General features: G+C 58.1%; 16 protein-coding genes and 5 pseudogenes. 11 read left to right on the top strand and 10 right to left on the bottom strand.

What is annotated here, in order from left to right; all coding sequences use genetic code 11:
* Positions 1-22 precede the first annotated feature (22 nt).
* Positions 23-573 (top strand): annotated as a pseudogene (locus tag NKH83_RS24950) (ABC transporter transmembrane domain-containing protein); the annotation flags it as partial.
* On the opposite strand, the gene NKH83_RS24945 reads toward NKH83_RS24950, so the two are convergent.
* The 3 genes and pseudogenes from NKH83_RS24945 to NKH83_RS24935 form a co-directional block, all read right to left on the bottom strand.
* Entirely contained in the window at positions 548-700 is a 153-nt protein-coding gene (locus tag NKH83_RS24945; protein WP_352807985.1) for a cold-shock protein, read from the bottom strand. The pseudogene NKH83_RS24950 and the gene NKH83_RS24945 overlap by 26 nt on opposite strands.
* Positions 649-1,146 (bottom strand): cold-shock protein, encoded by a 498-nt coding sequence (locus NKH83_RS24940; RefSeq protein WP_352807974.1) that lies wholly within the window; start codon positions 1,144-1,146, stop codon positions 649-651. The genes NKH83_RS24945 and NKH83_RS24940 overlap by 52 nt, the downstream gene beginning before the upstream one ends.
* 279 nt (positions 1,147-1,425) lie before the next feature.
* Positions 1,426-1,642, bottom strand: a pseudogene (locus tag NKH83_RS24935) (3-methyl-2-oxobutanoate hydroxymethyltransferase); the annotation flags it as partial.
* A gap of 147 nt (positions 1,643-1,789) precedes the next feature.
* On the opposite strand from NKH83_RS24935, the gene NKH83_RS24930 reads away from it, so the two are divergent.
* Complete coding sequence (locus NKH83_RS24930) at positions 1,790-2,752, top strand: NUDIX hydrolase (protein WP_352469024.1); 963 nt, start codon at positions 1,790-1,792, stop codon at positions 2,750-2,752.
* A gap of 25 nt (positions 2,753-2,777) precedes the next feature.
* On the opposite strand, the pseudogene NKH83_RS24925 reads toward NKH83_RS24930, so the two are convergent.
* Positions 2,778-3,104: pseudogene (locus NKH83_RS24925) on the bottom strand (transposase); the annotation flags it as partial.
* A gap of 140 nt (positions 3,105-3,244) precedes the next feature.
* Between NKH83_RS24925 and NKH83_RS24920 the strand changes: the two are divergent.
* Positions 3,245-3,445, top strand: coding sequence for a hypothetical protein (locus NKH83_RS24920; protein ID WP_352807973.1), 201 nt, complete (start codon positions 3,245-3,247; stop codon positions 3,443-3,445).
* A gap of 251 nt (positions 3,446-3,696) precedes the next feature.
* Here NKH83_RS24920 and NKH83_RS24915 read toward each other — a convergent pair whose 3' ends face one another.
* Positions 3,697-4,383: an isopentenyl transferase family protein gene (locus NKH83_RS24915; protein ID WP_352807972.1), complete on the bottom strand. Its 687-nt coding sequence runs from the start codon at positions 4,381-4,383 to the stop codon at positions 3,697-3,699.
* Positions 4,384-5,113: 730 nt separating this feature from the next.
* Here NKH83_RS24915 and NKH83_RS24910 point away from each other — a divergent pair.
* Positions 5,114-5,454: pseudogene (locus NKH83_RS24910) on the top strand (PIN domain-containing protein); the annotation flags it as partial.
* Positions 5,455-5,624: 170 nt separating this feature from the next.
* Here NKH83_RS24910 and hemN read toward each other — a convergent pair.
* Positions 5,625-7,019: an oxygen-independent coproporphyrinogen III oxidase gene (gene hemN / locus NKH83_RS24905; RefSeq protein WP_352807971.1), complete on the bottom strand. Its 1,395-nt coding sequence runs from the start codon at positions 7,017-7,019 to the stop codon at positions 5,625-5,627.
* Between the two features lie 1,060 nt (positions 7,020-8,079).
* Between hemN and NKH83_RS24900 the strand changes: the two genes are divergently transcribed.
* Positions 8,080-9,231 carry a porin gene (locus NKH83_RS24900; protein WP_352807970.1) on the top strand — a complete coding sequence of 384 codons (1,152 nt, stop codon included), beginning with the start codon at positions 8,080-8,082 and terminating at the stop codon, positions 9,229-9,231.
* 440 nt (positions 9,232-9,671) lie between these two features.
* Here the strand turns inward: NKH83_RS24900 and NKH83_RS24895 are convergent.
* A pseudogene (locus NKH83_RS24895) lies at positions 9,672-10,618 on the bottom strand (IS110 family RNA-guided transposase); the annotation flags it as partial.
* A gap of 381 nt (positions 10,619-10,999) precedes the next feature.
* Between NKH83_RS24895 and NKH83_RS24890 the strand changes: the two are divergent.
* Positions 11,000-11,626, top strand: a complete 627-nt coding sequence (locus NKH83_RS24890; RefSeq protein WP_352807969.1) for a hypothetical protein — start codon at positions 11,000-11,002, stop codon at positions 11,624-11,626.
* A gap of 90 nt (positions 11,627-11,716) precedes the next feature.
* Here the strand turns inward: NKH83_RS24890 and NKH83_RS24885 are convergent, their stop codons facing one another.
* Positions 11,717-12,658 carry a restriction endonuclease gene (locus NKH83_RS24885; RefSeq protein WP_352509341.1) on the bottom strand — a complete coding sequence of 314 codons (942 nt, stop codon included), beginning with the start codon at positions 12,656-12,658 and terminating at the stop codon, positions 11,717-11,719.
* Between the two features lie 157 nt (positions 12,659-12,815).
* Between NKH83_RS24885 and NKH83_RS24880 the strand changes: the two genes are divergently transcribed.
* The 5 genes from NKH83_RS24880 (at position 12,816) to NKH83_RS24860 (ending at position 15,709) form a co-directional block, all read left to right on the top strand.
* Positions 12,816-13,259 carry a DUF4238 domain-containing protein gene (locus tag NKH83_RS24880; RefSeq protein ID WP_352509343.1) on the top strand — a complete coding sequence of 148 codons (444 nt, stop codon included), beginning with the start codon at positions 12,816-12,818 and terminating at the stop codon, positions 13,257-13,259.
* Entirely contained in the window at positions 13,256-13,612 is a 357-nt protein-coding gene (locus NKH83_RS24875) for a DUF4238 domain-containing protein (RefSeq protein WP_352458538.1), read from the top strand. The genes NKH83_RS24880 and NKH83_RS24875 overlap by 4 nt, the downstream gene beginning before the upstream one ends.
* A gap of 59 nt (positions 13,613-13,671) precedes the next feature.
* Positions 13,672-14,178, top strand: coding sequence for a hypothetical protein (locus tag NKH83_RS24870; protein ID WP_352807968.1), 507 nt, complete (start codon positions 13,672-13,674; stop codon positions 14,176-14,178).
* Positions 14,179-14,197: 19 nt separating this feature from the next.
* Positions 14,198-14,491: a hypothetical protein gene (locus tag NKH83_RS24865; protein ID WP_352458536.1), complete on the top strand. Its 294-nt coding sequence runs from the start codon at positions 14,198-14,200 to the stop codon at positions 14,489-14,491.
* Between the two features lie 222 nt (positions 14,492-14,713).
* Positions 14,714-15,709: a hypothetical protein gene (locus NKH83_RS24860; RefSeq protein ID WP_352509345.1), complete on the top strand. Its 996-nt coding sequence runs from the start codon at positions 14,714-14,716 to the stop codon at positions 15,707-15,709.
* Between the two features lie 58 nt (positions 15,710-15,767).
* Here the strand turns inward: NKH83_RS24860 and NKH83_RS24855 are convergent, their stop codons facing one another.
* Entirely contained in the window at positions 15,768-16,640 is an 873-nt protein-coding gene (locus tag NKH83_RS24855) for a nucleotidyl transferase AbiEii/AbiGii toxin family protein (protein ID WP_352807967.1), read from the bottom strand.
* An 8-nt stretch (positions 16,641-16,648) separates the two neighbouring features.
* The gene (locus NKH83_RS24850; protein ID WP_352458833.1) at positions 16,649-17,542 is read right to left on the bottom strand and encodes a type IV toxin-antitoxin system AbiEi family antitoxin domain-containing protein; all 894 of its coding nucleotides are present in this window, start codon (positions 17,540-17,542) and stop codon (positions 16,649-16,651) included.
* Positions 17,543-17,622 lie beyond the last annotated feature (80 nt).

Genomic DNA, 17,622 nt, shown 5'->3' with positions numbered 1-17,622 from the left:
TCCCATATCTGGGCATCAGCGATCGTTAAAGATCCGGGTGATGGATGAGAATCTCGGCGGCATCCGTGTCGTGCGTGCCTTCGCCGCGCAGCCGCACGAGCTGGAAAAGTTCGACCGCGCCAAGCAGGACGCGCCTTGATCTCGCCAATGAGCGCGTTGACATCCGTGTCGGCAACACCAGCGCCATGAATTTCTCGTTCCTGACCGCCATGGGCCTGGTGCTCTGGTTCGGTGGCCAGAAAGTGATCGCAGGTCAAATCAGCGTCGGCACGCTGGCCCTGTTGCTCACCTTCATGACCATTCTGCAGATGCCGGTGCGCTAGCTCGGATTTGATGGTCAACTCGTTCGCGCGCGCCTCGACCTGCGGCACGCGGCTGTTCGAGTTGCTCGACGCCGAACTTGACATCGAGGACGCGCCGGGCGCCAGGGATCTCGTCGTCACCGACGGCGTGCTGCGCTTCGACAATGTCGGTTTCTGCTACGCGGGCTCGGGCGGCCGCCCGACGCTCTCCGGCATCTCCTTCGAGGCGAGCAATGCATCGCCGTCTAGGCAAGGCGAATGCTCCGGACTTCCCAGCCTTTCTTGCCCTGCCCGCATTCGACAAACACCTTCTGTCCCGCCACCAGCACGCTGAGCCCTGAGCGCGTCAGGGCGCTGGCATGAACGAAGACGTCCTTCTCACCGTTGTCAGGAGCAATGAAGCCGAAGCCCTTTTCGGGTTTGTACCACTTGACCGTGCCCCGCTCTCCAGCTGCGCACCGGTTTCAACGAAGGTCCCTCCAGCGACGCGCGTATGTGACGGAGTTTTCGCGCGGTGATCGCCGATCTCCAGCACCTGCGCGACTTGATGACCTTTTGGACTTTTTTCGACCGTGATCTTGAGAGGCGTTCCCGCGGCAACATCCCGGCTTCCGGCCGCCTCTAACACTCGCACATGCAGATAGGCCTCCGTGCCGTCCGACAGTTTGACGAAGCCAAAACCCTTGCTGACTGTGAACCACAATACCTCCGCATCGACAGGATCTGCCGTCACGGTCGGCGGGCGCTGAAAATAGCTTGGCTCGGAAGTCCGTTCCGAAAAGGAAACGGGGTCATCGTCATAGCGATGCCGGCGTGGCTCGCGATGGTCTCGATATTTGCCCATGATCATCTCGACTGGCATGGATGGCGCACTGCGCTACCGTCAAGATAATCTCAATCGGGCGACGCGTTTATGTCAAAAAGGCTGTGAAGACCGCAGCTGTGCCCGGCCTGTCGGCCGAACCCTCTGAAACTAGATTCATTTCCCCTGAAACAATAGTGCCGGCGAGTCGATTTACTGACTCGCATAGGTTGTGTTGGAGCGAGAGTGCGATGATGCTGGCGCGGGCGCACTGGAAGGGCTTTATCAGGCATTGCGGAAAGCCTGCTCCGGGTTTCTTCAAAAGGAACCGAACGGCGGGTCGACGACCATTTGCGCCGGCTCCAGGCCACGGGGCAGGCCTGACCGTGCATGATCATCATCTCCAGCGTCACGCCCAGCGTCGACGCCAAGCCGTGGAGAACCATGCCGCGCTGTCGCCGACGAGAACAACGTCGCAATGTCGATCGACGAGCTTTGAATCGGCGCACTCAATGGGCCTCCTTCCCCAAGCACGGATGTCGCGTTGGCACTTTTTGTGCAGCTGCGAAGAGCTAAAATCGCCTCGACGGGTGGTGTTGACGCGCCGACAATTATCAGACAAAAACGGAATTCAATCGGTTCAGCCGCCTACGCGGCAGGGCTCTGCTCAACGACGTCGGGGACCATGGACGATCGCGCAAAAGGGATTAGGAAAGGCGGAGCTGGAGGCAAGGCCAACGACGTCAATGCGGACTTGATCGCCGTTGTGGTCGCCATGGACAGCAGCGCCCCCTGCGTTCTGACCATCCCGCAGGCAAACGCCCTGCCCTCCGGCCCGTTCGAGCTTGCTCACCGTTCGCTGCAGTCGGGCCTCAGGGGATGGGTGGAACAACAGACCGGCCAGCCGCTCGGCTATATCGAACAGCTCTACACCTTCGCCGATCGCGACAGGGTTGGCGCTGACGACCGCGTGGTCTCTATCAGCTATCTGGCGCTCACCCACCAAGACGAAGCTGGCGACCCGGCCGGGCGACACTGGGGAAGCTGGTACGACTATTTCCCGTGGGAGGATCACCGCTCCGGCACACCGGCGGTCGTGTTGGACGAATTGCGGCCGCGCCTGATGGAATGGGCGGATGGCACTGACGACGGTACGACACGCCTCGACCGACGACGGCGGGCGGCGATCGCCTTCGGCTTTGACGACCGCCATTGGAACGAGGAACTCGCGCTTCAACGTTATGAGCTGCTCTACGAAGCCGCCCTGGTGGAGGAAGCAATACGCGCCGGACATTCCGCTGCGCCCACCTCGGTGTCGGGCAGATCGATGATCGCCGATCATCGTCGCATCTTGGCGACCGGCATTGCGCGGCTGCGCTCCAAGATCAAATACCGGCCGGTCGTATTCGAACTGATGCCGCCGGTCTTCACGCTTTTGCAGCTGCAGCGCACCGTGGAGGCGCTTGCCGGCAGGCTCGTGCGTAAGCCGAACTTTCGCCGGCTGATCGAGCAGCAGGAGCTGGTCGAGGAGACCGGTGAGACAACCGCGGAAACCGGCGGCCGGCCGGCGCAACTTTATCGCTTCCGTCACGCCGTTCTCGACGAGAGGGTGATAGCCGGAACAAAATTGCCGCTCTCGCGGGCTTGACCCGCCTTGCGCCAGCAGCCCTGACGATGTCGCGGACGGCTTGGCCCTTGTGAGAACCGGGATTGTCGAGAATGACGATGTCGCCCGGCTTCAGTGTTTTGTTGAGTTCGGTTTCGACATAGACGCGAAAGGCCTGCGTATTGATGGGTCCGTCAATGACCCAAGGTGCCTCCACCCAATCATGCCGCAGCGCGGTGATGAAGGTCATCGTCTTCCAATGGCCATATGGTGCGTGGGCCATCAGCCGCTTGCCGCGCACACCCCAGCCGCGCAACGGCGCCATGTTGGTCTTGACCCATGTTTCATCCAGGGAGACCAGGCGCGTAGGGTCAATGCGGGTTTGATAGCGCATCCATTGCGCACGCCCGCGCATCAGCTTTGGCTTGAGCTGCTCGGCCGGCAGAACGGTTTTTTTGAAGCTCTTGCCCTCGCGGTGCAGGAAGCGACCGACACTCGCAGGAGACCACGTTCAGCCAGTGCCGCCGTCAATTGATGAAGCGTCATGTTGGCATCTCGCTCAACCTCGCCCAGGACGAAAGCACGGTGCTCCCCGTCGATCAGATAGGGCCGATGACCACCAATCTTGCCGGGTGCCGCACTGCCACGGCGACGCTTGCGGCCTCGGGCGTTTCCTGGGCGAAGGCGGTGGCGATGAAAGCCGAGACGACGCCACAGACTGTGGCTGGCGGATAGTAGTTCGCGAGTCAGCCACGGTAGCGGTCGCTACGAAGCGCGCAGCACTTTGTCATCGGTACATTCCGTCCCATGCCTGAAATGAGCAGTGCAGCCATGTCGCCTCCTCCGCAGTCACCGTGGCGAAAGCAATCCTTCCGCTGCCACACGGACCTAATGTCGCCTGGCACTAGCTTGCTTCAGCAAACCACTTAGCGCAATTCTCAGGAGCTACCGTGCCCGCACCGCAGGCGAGGTCCGGGGAGGCTTGCTCACTCAGTTTGCCATTCTGGAAAGTCGCGTTCTTGCCAACGCGCATATTCGAGATATTCTCTCGCAATCGCCTCTGCAAGATCTTGTTGGAGCTCTTTGCGAAGGCACGGCATTTCGCTGATTGCCAAGCTGTGCTCTCTCGCAAAACGAATGGCGCAACGATATCCGTCAACGTCTTCCAAAGTGGGACGGACTGCATCTTCCTTCCACTGATCCGCAAGTTCCTGCAGCAATGAAGGTTGTCCTTCTCTTGTGACAAACATGTCTGTGACCCGACGCTTGGCTCTCTCCAGAAAGGCGTCCGAGTTGCCGAGCCGCAACCGCCTTACATGCCACCGAAAAGCGCCATCCCAATGCTGACTTCGCGCCATTAAATTGAGAAGGGAGATCGAACCGCCTTCGAGGATGAGCCCCGGCTGGGAACTACGCTCATCCACTTGCATTATCAGCTTACGATGGGCGGTCTCGGCGTCGATGATGCCCGCGGTTAGCGGGCGCGAATCCAAGTAGATCCGCTGGGTAGATTGCAGTTCGGAATCCGAGGGACGCCCGCTGCCGGTGGCGATTTGAGGACAGCATTGTACACGATCCAGCGCAATGACCGGCCATCCGGTCTCTCGTGCAATTTGGATTGCCGCGTCTGTTTTGCCGCTGCAGGTCGGCCCGTAAATCAAATAGATTAGCATGTGTATGCCGCTTAGTTTATCGGAACTAACCGCCCCCCAAGCACAAGATACTCGGTAGGCTTTCACCGGACTTGTCGCAAACATTTTGACAAGCGGCGATTATGCCCTGAAACGACGCCATTTTCGAACCTTGTGAAGTCCCAAAGGGCGCAAGCAGCCCGTTCTGGTCGTTCAGTCCAGTCACCAACGCCTCTGTTTGACGTTTGACGACGGTCCACTTTGCACATCTCATGCCGACTGTGACGCAACGCGGCACCTCAGGATGGTGACCTCGTTGTCTCCGGCAAAAGATCCTTGCGCGTCTTGGGTTAATCGAGGCGGCGGCGCACGGGCGCCTTATTGTCTCGGAACATGGCCAGGAAGGCGGCTGATCAACAAAAGTGGAAGACGGTGTCCCGACGACCTCACCGATTTGTGAGGCGACCGAGGATCTGCCCGACATCGTCGATCTCGTCCTCGAGGTGGGCCGTGTGCCGGCCGCCCCGCCAAAGCCTCCTCCCCTGCCGGTCCGGCTGGAAGCCTCGTCGAAACGGCGGAGTACACCAAAGCCGCCAGCGCGCAAAACACACAGACCCTCGGCGCCAAGGATTTGGCGCTTTTTGCGTGGCGTCCGCTCCGATCTTCCGGAAGGGGAGCTGGCTGCTGTTTTGGGCACTCGCTGCGCATCGCCGCTGCGCAACGCCGAATTGGACATCGAGCGGCTACGCGATGAACCGCATGGTCTGCCATTGTGAGGCTCTTGCTCGACACCAATGTCCTCTCCGAGGTGACGAGGCCGAGCCCTGACGTGCGCGTGCTGGAATGGATGGACGGGCTCGATGACGACCGCTCATTTATCAGCGTTGTGTCGATCGCCCAGATCCGGCGCGGCGCTGCCCTCATGGACAAAGGTCGGAAACGTGACGCACTGGCCGAGTGGCTCGCCCGGGACCTGCCGCAGCGCTCGAGCCGAGAGTCCTGCCCGTGGACGAACTGGTTGCCTTGGCCTGGGGCGACCTGACTGGCCTCGGGAAGCGGCGTGGCCGGGGTCTGTCATCGATGGACGGGCTGATCGCAGCCACCGCGATCTCCTGACCCATCACATGGCGGGGATCTTCATGCGCTGAGGGCGAAACACCCAGATATCCCGCACCTACCACGATCAATATGGAAACGCCTCGGTGGCAGCCACGAGTCGATGTCATTGAAGATGAGGTGATATAGGCGGATCAGCTCTGCTTTTCGCATCCTTGACGCGCGCTTCATGACAGGCCTCGGAGGGCGTCGAGTTTAGCTTCCGGTTGGATGCTTGCCCTCACCTGTGGGCTATGCTTACGGCCATCCCGATCGAGAAAAGCATCGAACGCGGCAGCGACAGCGCGAATCACAAAGCGATGCTCCCGCCGTACGCGGACAAAACCGTTTTCGAAGTCCACTATCCCGTCCTCGGCCAGCATCGCCAAGCGTTCAGCTGAATCGAGAAGACGGATCGGATCAGATCCGTGGGCGCCACAGATTGCCTGCACATCGGCCTCGAGATCGCACATTAGTCGCTCGATAATTGCGGCTCGCACGCGGTCGTCGTCGGTGAGGCGATAGCCCTTTGACGTCGCCAGACGGCCAGCTGCGATGTGCTGGATGTAGGAATCCCGTGTAACTTCGTTTTGGACGTACCCCTCGCCGACGCGGCCGATAGCCGACGCGCCGAAACCGATCAGGGTTCTGCAGGTGGTGGCCGAGTAGCCCAGCGAGTTACGCCGCAGGCGACCCGTTTTCTGTGCCAGCGCGAGCTCGTCGTCCGGCAAGGCGAAATGGTCGAGCCCGATCTCGCGGTAGCCGGCGGCAATCAGCGTCGCGGCCACGGCCGCATACTGTTCGGCGCGGGCAGCGCTGCCCGGAAGAACTGCCTCCTCGATGAGGCGCTGATTCTTTACAACCGACGGGATGTGCGCATAGCCGAACACCGCAAGCCGGTCGGGGCGCATTGCGACCGCCGCCCTCGCGGTCTCGACGCAGGACTGCACCGTTTGATGCGGGAGACCGAAGATGAGATCGAAGTTGATGCGGCTTACTCCATGCCGGCGCAGCATTTCCACGGCAGCAGACGTCTGCGCCTCACTCTGAACCCGGTTGATTGCTTTTTGAACAATGGGATCGAAGCTCTGCACGCCGAGACTCACACGGTTCACGCCGGCTGCACCTAAGGCCTCGACCATCTCGGCCGTGAACGTGCGCGGATCAATCTCGACGGCAACCGTAGCTGTTTTCGTGAGAGCGAAGCGGCGTCGCAGGAATTCCATCAGAGCGAGGAACTCGGCTGGTCCTATGAGAGACGGCGTTCCGCCGCCGAAATGCATGTCGCTCACGGGCAGCCTCTGCGGCGCTCGCTCCGAGACCAAACGGATCTCGTCACGCAGCGCCGCCACATAGTTGAGGATCGGCGCATCATGGCGGGTGATGGTGGTGGGGAAGCCACAATACCAGCACGCTGATCGGCAGAACGGAACGTGGAAATAGAGCGACACCGGATCGTCAGCCGGCAGGTTCCTGAGCCATTCCTCATAAGCCTCGGCGCCGACCGCCCCAGAGAACTCCGACACGGTCGGATAGATAGTGTACCAAGGCAGGCCGGCCTCGCGATATTTTGTGGTCTGCAACAGTTACCGTCCCATGCTGATACCACCAACCTTACCGCTGCCCTCGCCTGTGTCTTTGCGCTATGTCAGTCCGTTCCGCTTTGGGCTCGAAACTTCTATTTCGCGGCAAGGCGCTGTTCAGTCTTGGCTGGACAGCGATGGTCTGAGCACTCGGGCAGCAACTGACCATGGCTGTTCCCGCCGAGATCCTCACGCGCACCGTTTAGTTCCACTATCCCTTCCCTTCAGCTTGCGCCTGGTCGAGAAGATTCTGCTGAGCGCGGCTGCCGCATCCGACGAGATAACACGGCGTTGGGACCAGACTTAGCTCGCCAGCTAGCGCCGCCCTTTAGTGATCTCTGGCATCTCGATGAGCTCGTTTTGTGAATTGCTGGCAAGAAGCATTAGCTGTGGCGCGCCGTCTATCAGGACGAGAGCCTGCTCGACGCGACCGTCAGGTCCGCCGCAATGCCAAGGCCGGCGCGCGCCTAGTGACTCCGTGGTGGAGGCAAGGCTGCGCGTTCAGCGCGTGATTATCGACCATCGCGCTCGCTAAAATGACCGCGTCGTACCGAGCGGTGCCGCCGCATGATGTCTCAACGTCGGGGCTCACAGCAAACAAAGCTGTCGCCATTGAACGAAACTGTCGCGAAGCGAACAGACGAACCGTAGGCGAAACGTTTGCCGTTCGTGCTTGGGTTGATCCGCAAGGCAAAAAGGAAGGAAGAGCGAACCAAGGTCCGCCGGCACACTTGAGCTTCAAGCCGCAGCGCGTCGTCAGGATGGCACGCCATTTGCAGTAGCCTTTGTGACGGCCCGCCCACAACTAGCGGAGATGACGGTGGTGATTTGTACAGAATTGTTGAATGGCGTCGTTTCCGCGATAATTATATTCGTAATAACAATTGCATATCTGTAGCAATACTACCCAATCATATTCTCAATTTCTCATGAACATCTGGCATGACGAGCGCATCAAAACTGCTCAAATTCACTCAATGCGCATCGTTATCGACTGTTTCCTTAGCAAGAATTCATTCACTGACGTCAATTACTTTTACTCTTTGAACGGAGATCAACAATGAACATTAGGAGCCTCCTCCTCGGCTCAACTGCGGCACTGATTGCCGTTTCCGACGCTCGCGCCGTGACCGCCGTTGCCGAGCCTGACCCGACTGAGTACGTTAAAATCTGCGACGCTTACGGCTCGGGCTACGTCTATATTTCAGGCACTGAGACCTGCCTGCGCATCGGCGGCTATGTCCGTTACCACGTCGGCTTGGGCCATGTGGTTGATCACGCAAGAACCTCGGATGTGAGGACTGGTGAGGATCAGGGCACATGGCAAAACAACACGCGCTTCACATCGAAAACTTGGACCGGCCAGGAGACCGAACTCGGCACGTTGAAGACCTACACCGAAACCCGCATGAACTTCGGTAACCGCGACGCTTCGGTTTCGGACAGTTCTCGGTCCTATGCCTTCAACGGAGACAGCACCTTGACTTTCGCCTGGATTCAGCTTGGTGGCCTCCGAGTTGGTAAGGACTGGTCGGCCTTCGACATGTTTATTGGCGGCGCGGGTGACGTACTCAACCAGACGCCGGTTCCGTACGGCGCTTTCGATACCAATGTGGTTCAGTACTACTTCGACGCCAGGAACGGCTTTTCGGCCGTGGTTTCGCTCGAAGAAGGCTCAGGCGTGGTCGGCACAATCGACAGCTACGCTCCGCACGTAGTCGGCGGCTTGAAATACACACATGGCTGGGGCGCGATCACCGGCGTTGCCGCTTATGATAGCAACTACGAATCGGTGGCCGCCAAGGTCCGTGTCGACATCAATGTCACCAACGAACTGTTGCTGTTCGGAATGTTCGGCTACGGTTCCAATGGCAAGCTCATCGACGACTCCACGAACGCGATCGACGCTCATGGTCGCGGCTTCTATAAGATTTGGGGCGGGAACTGGGCTTTCTGGGCTGGCGCCGCTTACGAGCTCAACGAGACAACTTCGTTCAAGCTTCAGCTCTCCGGTGATCAGCTCAAGAACCATGGTGTCGCTGCAAACGTCGCCTATGCGTTTCTTCCAGATTTCACAGTTACGGCGGAACTCGACTATGGCCGCTACGGCAACTTCGCCGTCGGCAAGGTGGACGCTTCCAACGTGAACTGGACCAACGCCAACAAGAAGAGCAGTGTCGGCGGAATCCTGCGTTTCGAACGCTCATTCTAACGCGATGAAAGGGTTGAGCTCCGGTTGAGCGGACCAATCCCGCAACACTCCAAGAGAACGTCGCATGGAAGCTATACAAGATTGGAGCATCGATCTCGGGGCCGGACGATGTTTCAATCAGATCTGGTCCGGATGATCGCGCCGGCGATATTCATCGGTCGATTATGTGTTTTGATCTGCAGCTCTTTCATTTCCTCATCCTTCCGCCCGCTTGACGGACCCTGCCATCCAGCAGTACCCGGCCAGGTTTCACGTCCGAACTTGAAGTCCCAGTCGGGTCAGGACGTGTTCAACTTGTTGAGCGATTGTGGGGGTGCGGCCCGACGCACTGGAAATCGCAAATGGATCGCCTCCGTTCACCCATCCCCGCGGAAATTCGGGCGCTACGGCGTCGGCCTGCCCGCGGCCGGATCGCCGATATAGAAGGTCCCGTCAGTCTAGATCGCGTGCATGATCACCGCCAGCTTGCGCGCCACCGCGACGCAGGCCTTGCGGTAGCAGCGTTTGGCGATCGCCTGGCCCCAGCTCTTGACCTTGTCGGAGCCCTTGAAGCGCGTCATCAGGCCTGACGCCGCCTCGTAGAGCGCGCGCCGTACGTCCGCATCGCCGACTTTCGAGATGCGCCCCTGAATGTCGATCGTTGAGCCGGATTGCCAGCGTCGCGACGTCAGCCCGAAGTAGGCGGCGACGTCGCGCGAGCGGCGGAAGCGCGACGGGTCGTCGATTGCCGTCATGAACGAGAGCGCCATCACCGGGCCGACGCCGGGGATCGCCATGAAGCGCCTGCATGGCTCGCTCTTCGCGACCATCCTGACGACGAGATCGTGCAGCCGACAGTACTGTTTCCACAGCGCGGAGCGCCGTCAGCATGGCGTCGATCAGTTCGGCCGACAGCGGATCGTCCGCAACGGCGGCGCGCACCGCCTGCTCGAAAGCGCCGCATCCGACCTTGCTCAGGCGGATGCCGAACGCCTTCAGTGAGTGCCGGATGGCGTTTTCCAGGTCGAGGAACTTGGCCTTCAGGTTGCGCCGGTGGGTCAAGAGAAGCTTCGTCCGGTAGCAGCTTTGCGACTTGATGTAGGCCTGGCGGAACCAGCCGGTGCGCATCAGATGGGCGATGCCCCAGCGCATCGGCCTTGTCGGTTTTGTTGCCCTGCGCCGCCATCGCGGCGCGCACATGCACCGTCTCCAGGCAGATCGCCGGCAGGCCGAGTTTCTTGAGCTCGGGATGCAGCCAGGGCGACAGCGATCCTGCCTCTTGGCCGACGCGGCGCAGGCGCCCCAGGTACGGTTTGAGGATCTCGAGGATCGCCTCGGGATCGGTCACCACCGCCTGCAGATGCACCGCGCCCTCCCCGTCCACGACGCACACCGCCGTCTCGTCCATCAACACGTCCAGCCCACAAAGAATTCCATCAGCTGCCTCCTGTGTTGTTTCACAGGAGATTTTTTAGCAAGCCGGCGAGAAGCGCGATGCGGACGTGAAAGATGAAGGAGCGACCTGCCGATTACGGGCCGCAATCGTCCCGTTGCCTGTGTAAACGTCCGGACCCTGAACGTATTTGGGCTAGTGGAGGCTGTTCGTCCCTTCAGATCGGCCGGTGGGCGTGCGAACGGTTAATCCATTTCAGATTGCGCGATCCGATCGACATGGATAACCTTCATGCGGCGATTCCTGCCAGACCTGTCGCCAGGTCAAAGTGGACATGGACTACCTGCAAACGTGAATCGATCCTTTGGGTCGTCTCGTAATTGGCGACAGACGATCATGAAAAAGGAACGGTCACATGGCCTCTATTCTGCTAACCCTCGACAATATCGATTTTGTGAAATCCGAGTTGCGCAAGGCAATGCCGGGGGGGGGAATTCTGCGCACCTCACCGAAGCGCTTGCATTTGGCGTTGGATATGACACGCACGCAGCTCTGCTGGCGGCGATCAAGACCTGCACCCGGCATCGTCCTATTCTGGCGAAGGTTGACGATGAAAAGATTGCCGCACGACTAGCCGCGCTTGGGAACAACATGTTTGGTGTCGTTTCCACAGGGACTACCCTCAGGTCGCCCTCAATGCCCGAGCACATATGGGTGGAATTCCGCAACGGTAATGTCAATGCCAACAATTACTGGTTCCGGGAATGCCGGAACCGCGACATTCCCAACTTGCGTATTTCCAAGCGCACCAAGTACGTCAAATTGAACTGGGATTGCATATCTCTGGACGGCCGTAGCGAGGCCCACGTGATGGGCGAGAGCGGAAGCGCCCTGACAAAAGCTATGTTCAAAACGTATCAAGGAATCGCCCGCCGCATACCGGGAAAGTCGTTATTCTCTGGCTCGAGCTTCGTGGGTTCTGTGGATCCACTACTGCCGGAATTAAGCTTGCGATCTTGCTGATGAATTCTTCGCTATGCTCTACGAGCCTACGCGAGGGCAAGCACTCGCAGCCTGAATGGTCGGAAGAGAGGGGCGCCGACCGGACGCCCCTTATCCGACTTCGACGTGAAACTTCGGATAGGCATCCCTGAATGCCGCGAGGGCACCGGATCGGATCTGGTTCAACCTGACCGCGACATCTGAGTCGACAGTGAATACGGGGCAATCCGGATTCCCGCACCCGCAAGGCCTGATGGTCTTGTCACGCAGACCGGACGCAAAAGCGCGTCGCAATTGATCTACCAGTTGCACGGAACGACTCACGCTCGTCTTTTTATGCCGATCCCGCAGATGATGGAGGGAGGGGATACGCCTTATCTCGTCGCCCTCGCGCGTTCGCCAAATGCCCGTATTCAGCGCGGAGATGGTATCGTCAATGGCCTGCCTAAACGCGTGTAGCGAACACTCTTGCTGAAATGGCGTGCGAAATGCCGGGCGATCAAACACGATGGCCATCTGAGCAAGAGCATCCATATCCGACAGACCCGCAAAGTCCTCAGCAAACCGCGTCAGTTCGGCAGCCTTGTCAGGAAATTCCTCTCCCTCGCAAAATCGCTTCAGCAGGTCTTCGCCGATCAAGCGCAAATGCTCCTCCAGCTCCGCGCCGCCCCAGATTGACAAATTATCGATACCGTTCGCCTTGGCAAATTTCTGAACGGCATCGCGGCGGCTAGCGGATACGGCGCCCCGCGTCACAAATTTGAGAGCTTCGAATTTCGTTGGAGAGGACAGCAGCCTTTGAATGTCATGCTCGGCCTTGGCCTGAGTGAGACTGCTGCGATTGACGCACTGGATAACGCTCCGGCGTGGCGGGCCATCGTCCAGCCGTTCAACTCCGACAATATCGCGTCCATGATCGCCTCCGGCTTGCCCATACCATGCGACATCGGTCCATCCGGCCCTGACATGGTAGGCAAAGACCAATCGTTCGAATTCGGGTCCGCCGAAATCCTCAAAATGGATTCTCTGAACTAGCTTCGAGATTTTTGGCATGTGTGATGCCGTCCCCAAATTCAGCCCAATTCAGCCATTCAGGAGTGCTATAAAAGGGCTAGGAATCGATAGCCTAAAGTCATGAGCCAACAAAAATATAAACGCAATCACTGGGTCCCTAAGGCATACTTGCGGGCGTTCGCCTGCGATAGTAGCTGTGAGAAAAATTTGGACTTTCGGGAAGTCAGGCGGCGATCCCCTCAAGCGATCTATCTCAAAGGTCGCCGTGAAATTTTACCTTTATGCCCCCGTCGAAAACGGCCAGCGCAATTACCAACTCGAACAGAAGCTCAGCAATCTTGAGCAGCTTTTTGGCATGCCGTTCTGGTCAGAAATCAGCACGGGGTATATCGATCTCAGTAACAAGGTTACGCGCGAGGGCATCGCTCTTCTGACGGCGGTTATGTACCTGCGCAATCCATCCTTCTTCAATCGGACCGCTGAAATTTATCAGCATCTTCGATCCTTCTACATGGCAGCCGGCGAACCGCCTGACAGGGTGGAAATCGGCGGACGAAAGTACGACGTGGATAAGGCATCATGGCCCGCGTATCGGGACGCAGGCGAAGATGATGTAAAGCGCATGTGGCTGGATAATTGACCCAAGCCTCATCGCTGGCCGAGTTGCTGTTAAATATGAGGTGGTCCATCATAACTTCGGAGAGACCGGTTTTCATCACATCAGACAGCCCGGTGACGGTTCTGCATCCGAGCATGCGTTTCCGCGGCCTCAAGGATGCGGAGACGAGCGTCATATTTCCGCTCAGTCCGACTCGCGTTCTGCATCTGGACAATCGGAACTCTGAGCCCGACTGCCAGTATTATGCGGTACCTGGAAAGGGTGAGGTTCAGAACATTCTCAACTGGCGTAACGTCGTCGAGCATATGTTCACACACCGTCACCCGGATGAAGTCAGCGCCGAAATGTTCGCCGTAGACGAAAAGGCTGCTTGAGGCCGCTGCTACGCAATCCTGAAGAGTGCTTTCGCACCTACCCACCACGCGCGTATGTTATGATCTATATTTCGGGAAGCACCGTGGGAGATCACCCTCAAACCCGCATCACAATCATAGACTTGGCGCAAGGCGTATATAGTCACACCCATCACGCGGGAGTCGCCGATCGGGCGATGCGCCGGTATCACCCGTACTCATTCGATTTTGACTCGACTCCAATGCTCCTCGATGAGCCCGGCGAGACGTGGGACAATGAAGCAAAGACGCTGCATGCTGAGAACCGCGAGAAGACAATATCGCGCATAAAGGACGAATACGGCACGTGGAATCAGGACGCAATCGTTCAAAACATTGTCGATCCCGGCGCAAAGCCAATGTCCCTGGTTGCGTACCATAATCGCTTCTATCATCAGGCTCGCCAGGCGTTCGTTGTAGGTGCCTACTATCCGGCTCTCGTTGCGGCTTGCGCGTTGGGTGTGCGCATCCTCGATCACTTGGTTCTGGACTTGCGGGGCAGTTTCAAGAGCTCGCCTCACTACAAAAACGTATATCTCGTTCGATGACTGGCCATTTGCCGTCAACGTGCTTTCCGAGTGGGGTGTTTTTGCGGATGGTGTCGGCGATTATTTCCTGGAGTTAGCTAAGCTGCGAAACCGGTCAATCCATTTCAACGCGGATACCTATGCGGCGCCGCGCGAAGACGCTCTTTCGTCACTGCAATTATTTAGCGCGATCATTTCCAAGCAGTTCGGCTATTTTGGCCGGCAACCGTGGTTCATTGCCGATACACCTGGAGCTCAGTTCGTCAAGAAATCCTTTGGGACTGTACCCTTTGTGCAAACGTACATCCTGGCGCGCATGGCGATGGGAGCCTGAGCGACGAGGAATTTGCCAAGGCATACCGGGAGCGAGATCGTGCGCGCGTGGTAACGAGGGAAATGATTGAGCGAGAGTTAAATCTGGCCACTAGATGAACGTTCTTGAAGGTCACCGGCCACTCTTGCGACAAGCCTCGACACCGAACGGACCGACCATCGGGCCGATCAGCCTTGGCAAACAGAGCTAGCTTGAACATCGGGCGTTCGCTACATAGCGCTCATGATCGAGCCCTCAGAGTTTGCCAGCTGCTTCATCGAAACTTTCGACAAGAGTGCCCTAAAGATATTCCGTAGTTGGCTTGCCAAGAAGCCAGCTACTACCAAGTGGATCATTGCAGGGGACTTCGCGCTACGCGACAAGAGCCGCCCAGGCGACTGCTTCGCCTTCAGCATCATCCCGTACGATTTGTTTCCCGCAGACTTTGCCGAAGAGGTTCGGCAGAACCTCCCGAGAGACTTAAAGGACAGCAAGACACTTGGCGCCAATGCAGCGGCTTGGCTGCGGGACTCGCGCCATTTTCACATCCTGATACCGATGAGGCAGGATCGGGCCTTCTATAGTAATGGGGACATGAAGCCGAGAGACGTCATCCAAGAGAGCTTGGCGCTGACAGTGGCGGCGCTCATCTCGGCGGAACGAGGCGACGAACAGATCCGGAGATTCAAGGCTGCGATCCAAAAAACGAAGGCCAATTCATTCAATGTGGGGCTCTTCACCGATCTCACTCTGCTAGCCCTGTACCTTGCCATCATCTCGTTGATATTGTGTCGCGACCGCAAACCGGAAATGATTAGTTGGTTCTGCGACCGTGACAGCATGATCAATTACTGCGATAGCCTCGTTTGGGACTACGCAATCAATAACTTTGTTGGGTTGGCTGGACTTCTGGACATAGATGCATCGGGCATCATACCTGGAGTCGCTATTCCGGATAGCAGCACCGGCAAGGAAGTAATGTGGTTCGACCATTATATCCGGGCAGCAGACTGGCTAGCAGGAGCCATCGCAGCTTGGGACCGAGAGGCCAATTCCCTTCCCGGCGAGCAGGACAAGTATGTCCGAGTAATCGAAGACGTGGTGACCGAAAGTGATAACACCGTTATCCTTCCGGTCTATCTGGCAAAAGACGGAACACTGACAATCACGCGTCTCGAACTGACACGGGAATCTGCGGGAGATGACACACCAGATGGAGCAGTCCCCTCCACGTCTTGAAGACATCCTGATGTCGTGTCGGTGAGACGGGATCGACCTGATTCTTGCGCGGCGTCGCTTATTTGCGTTTCTGGCCGAACACCCGCTCCAAGTTCTCATACACCCCGCGATGCCGTTCTTCTGGCATGCGATCCAGATTGTGCAGCTTCCAGCGAACGGCGGGCAGCTTGTCCGCCCCTTCAATGCCGAGCAGATCCCATTGCGGGCGACGGGCTTTGAAGGAGAGCAGGAATTTTCGCTGATCGTCGGTCAATGCCTGATTTAGCCCGGTGATCAGCCGCTCGCGAACGTCGAGCAATTCATCGAGGCTCACCTCGATCTGCGACATGCGCAGAAATTCTCCTTCGTAGATGCCGGCAATGTCCTTGCGGGTTGGTTGTAGGAGTTCAGCCATCGTTCGGTTGTGACTGATGAGGTAGACGAGAAAAGTCTTCACCAAATCTTCGGTCAGCCCTTCATTCTCGAGCAGCAATTTGATATCGAAGAGATCACGCGGATGTTGGCGGTCAAGCGCCGCGCAGATTTTTCCGGCATATAGATCGGGGATCGAAAGAAGCTGCATCTCGACGTAACCGAATTGCTCTTCGACTGCGGGCGACACCTCCCGTAGCTCCTCGGGGAATACTGAGCCGCGCAGCACAGGGGAGAGTTCGATCTTGATCCGATCGCCGCCTTGGGTCACGAAAAGACGCAAGGCATCCCGCTGATCTTCGTACGATCTGATGATCTCCGTATCGGGCATCGCCTTTGAGATCGCATCAGCAATGCGCGAGAGCGCTTTAGCAATCTTCTTAAGCGCTTCGTCACGCTGGTCCATGGGCAGATAGACGAGATCGATGTCGACGGAGAGCCGCGGCAGATCGCGAACAAAGAGATTGATGGCGGTGCCGCCTTTGAGGGCGAAACACGTCTCCGCCGCGACCAGCGGCAAGACACGCGTCAGGAGTCGGACTTGTCTGTAATAAGGGCTGGTTGTGTCCACATCTCCTCCGGAACCGTTATGCGGTATTTTGGATCGAGTCTGCCGCCTCTGACCAGCATTCTGTTACCGCTACCAAGGCCAAGCTCATCAAGCGCTTCGGGTTTGGGAAGCTTCTTCAGCCAGGCGTAGGAATGACGCTCGGCCATCCAGTAGAACAGCCTGCGCAATTTGACGCTCGTGCACTTGCGCAAGAGTTGCTCCATGCGCCTTGGTGAGAGCGTGGTCATGCCCTGGAGAAGCTGGTCGGCGTGCTCGAAGGATATGGCGCCCGGCACGTCCATCAGGACTTCAAGGTAAGCCCGCTCGGGCGATGACATGGTGAACGGCCAAGCGCCTGTCCGCTGACCCGGTATGCTGCTATCCACGAGCGTTCGCTCGTTTGTGTCGTACTCGCGGTTGACGAGGCCGGAACCGCCTAGCGAGGAGAGACGATTGTGGCGAACGAACTGGACTGAAGGCAGCGCACTCCCTAGCCAGGCCGGCAAAACGTCTTTGCCGTAAAGATGGACCGCGCGTTGCCTCGACAATGGCAGGTAGTGCGCAAATCCTTGCAATTCGAGCGCTGTCAATCCGCCGACACTTAGATCCGTGCGGAAGATGGTCTGCAGTGCGGTGACGATGCCCTGCCAGGTAAGGTGTGTACTGGGGCGTATATAGACACCGGACGCGACCAGCGTGAGCTGCCTGCTTTTGACCAGATTATCGAGCGCGTGGCGATCGAAGTCCGGATTCTGCTCGGACAGCCAACGCTTCGTCACCGGTAGCCCCTCAGGCACCAGGTTTCGCAGCAATTGTCTTCGGTCGGTGTTCGTTGGCATAGGTTTAAAAAACACTTTCGATGCGGCGATCATCGCCGTATTTTGCGACTCTCATAAACTATCACTTTTAAAGTGAATTTACAATCTTTCAAAAATGCGGCGATGATCGCCGC

This window comes from Mesorhizobium sp. M0909, assembly GCF_040319515.1.
GTDB lineage: Bacteria > Pseudomonadota > Alphaproteobacteria > Rhizobiales > Rhizobiaceae > Mesorhizobium.
The sequence above is the reverse complement of the archived record's forward strand: the minus strand, read 5'-3'. Positions and strand labels throughout refer to the sequence as shown.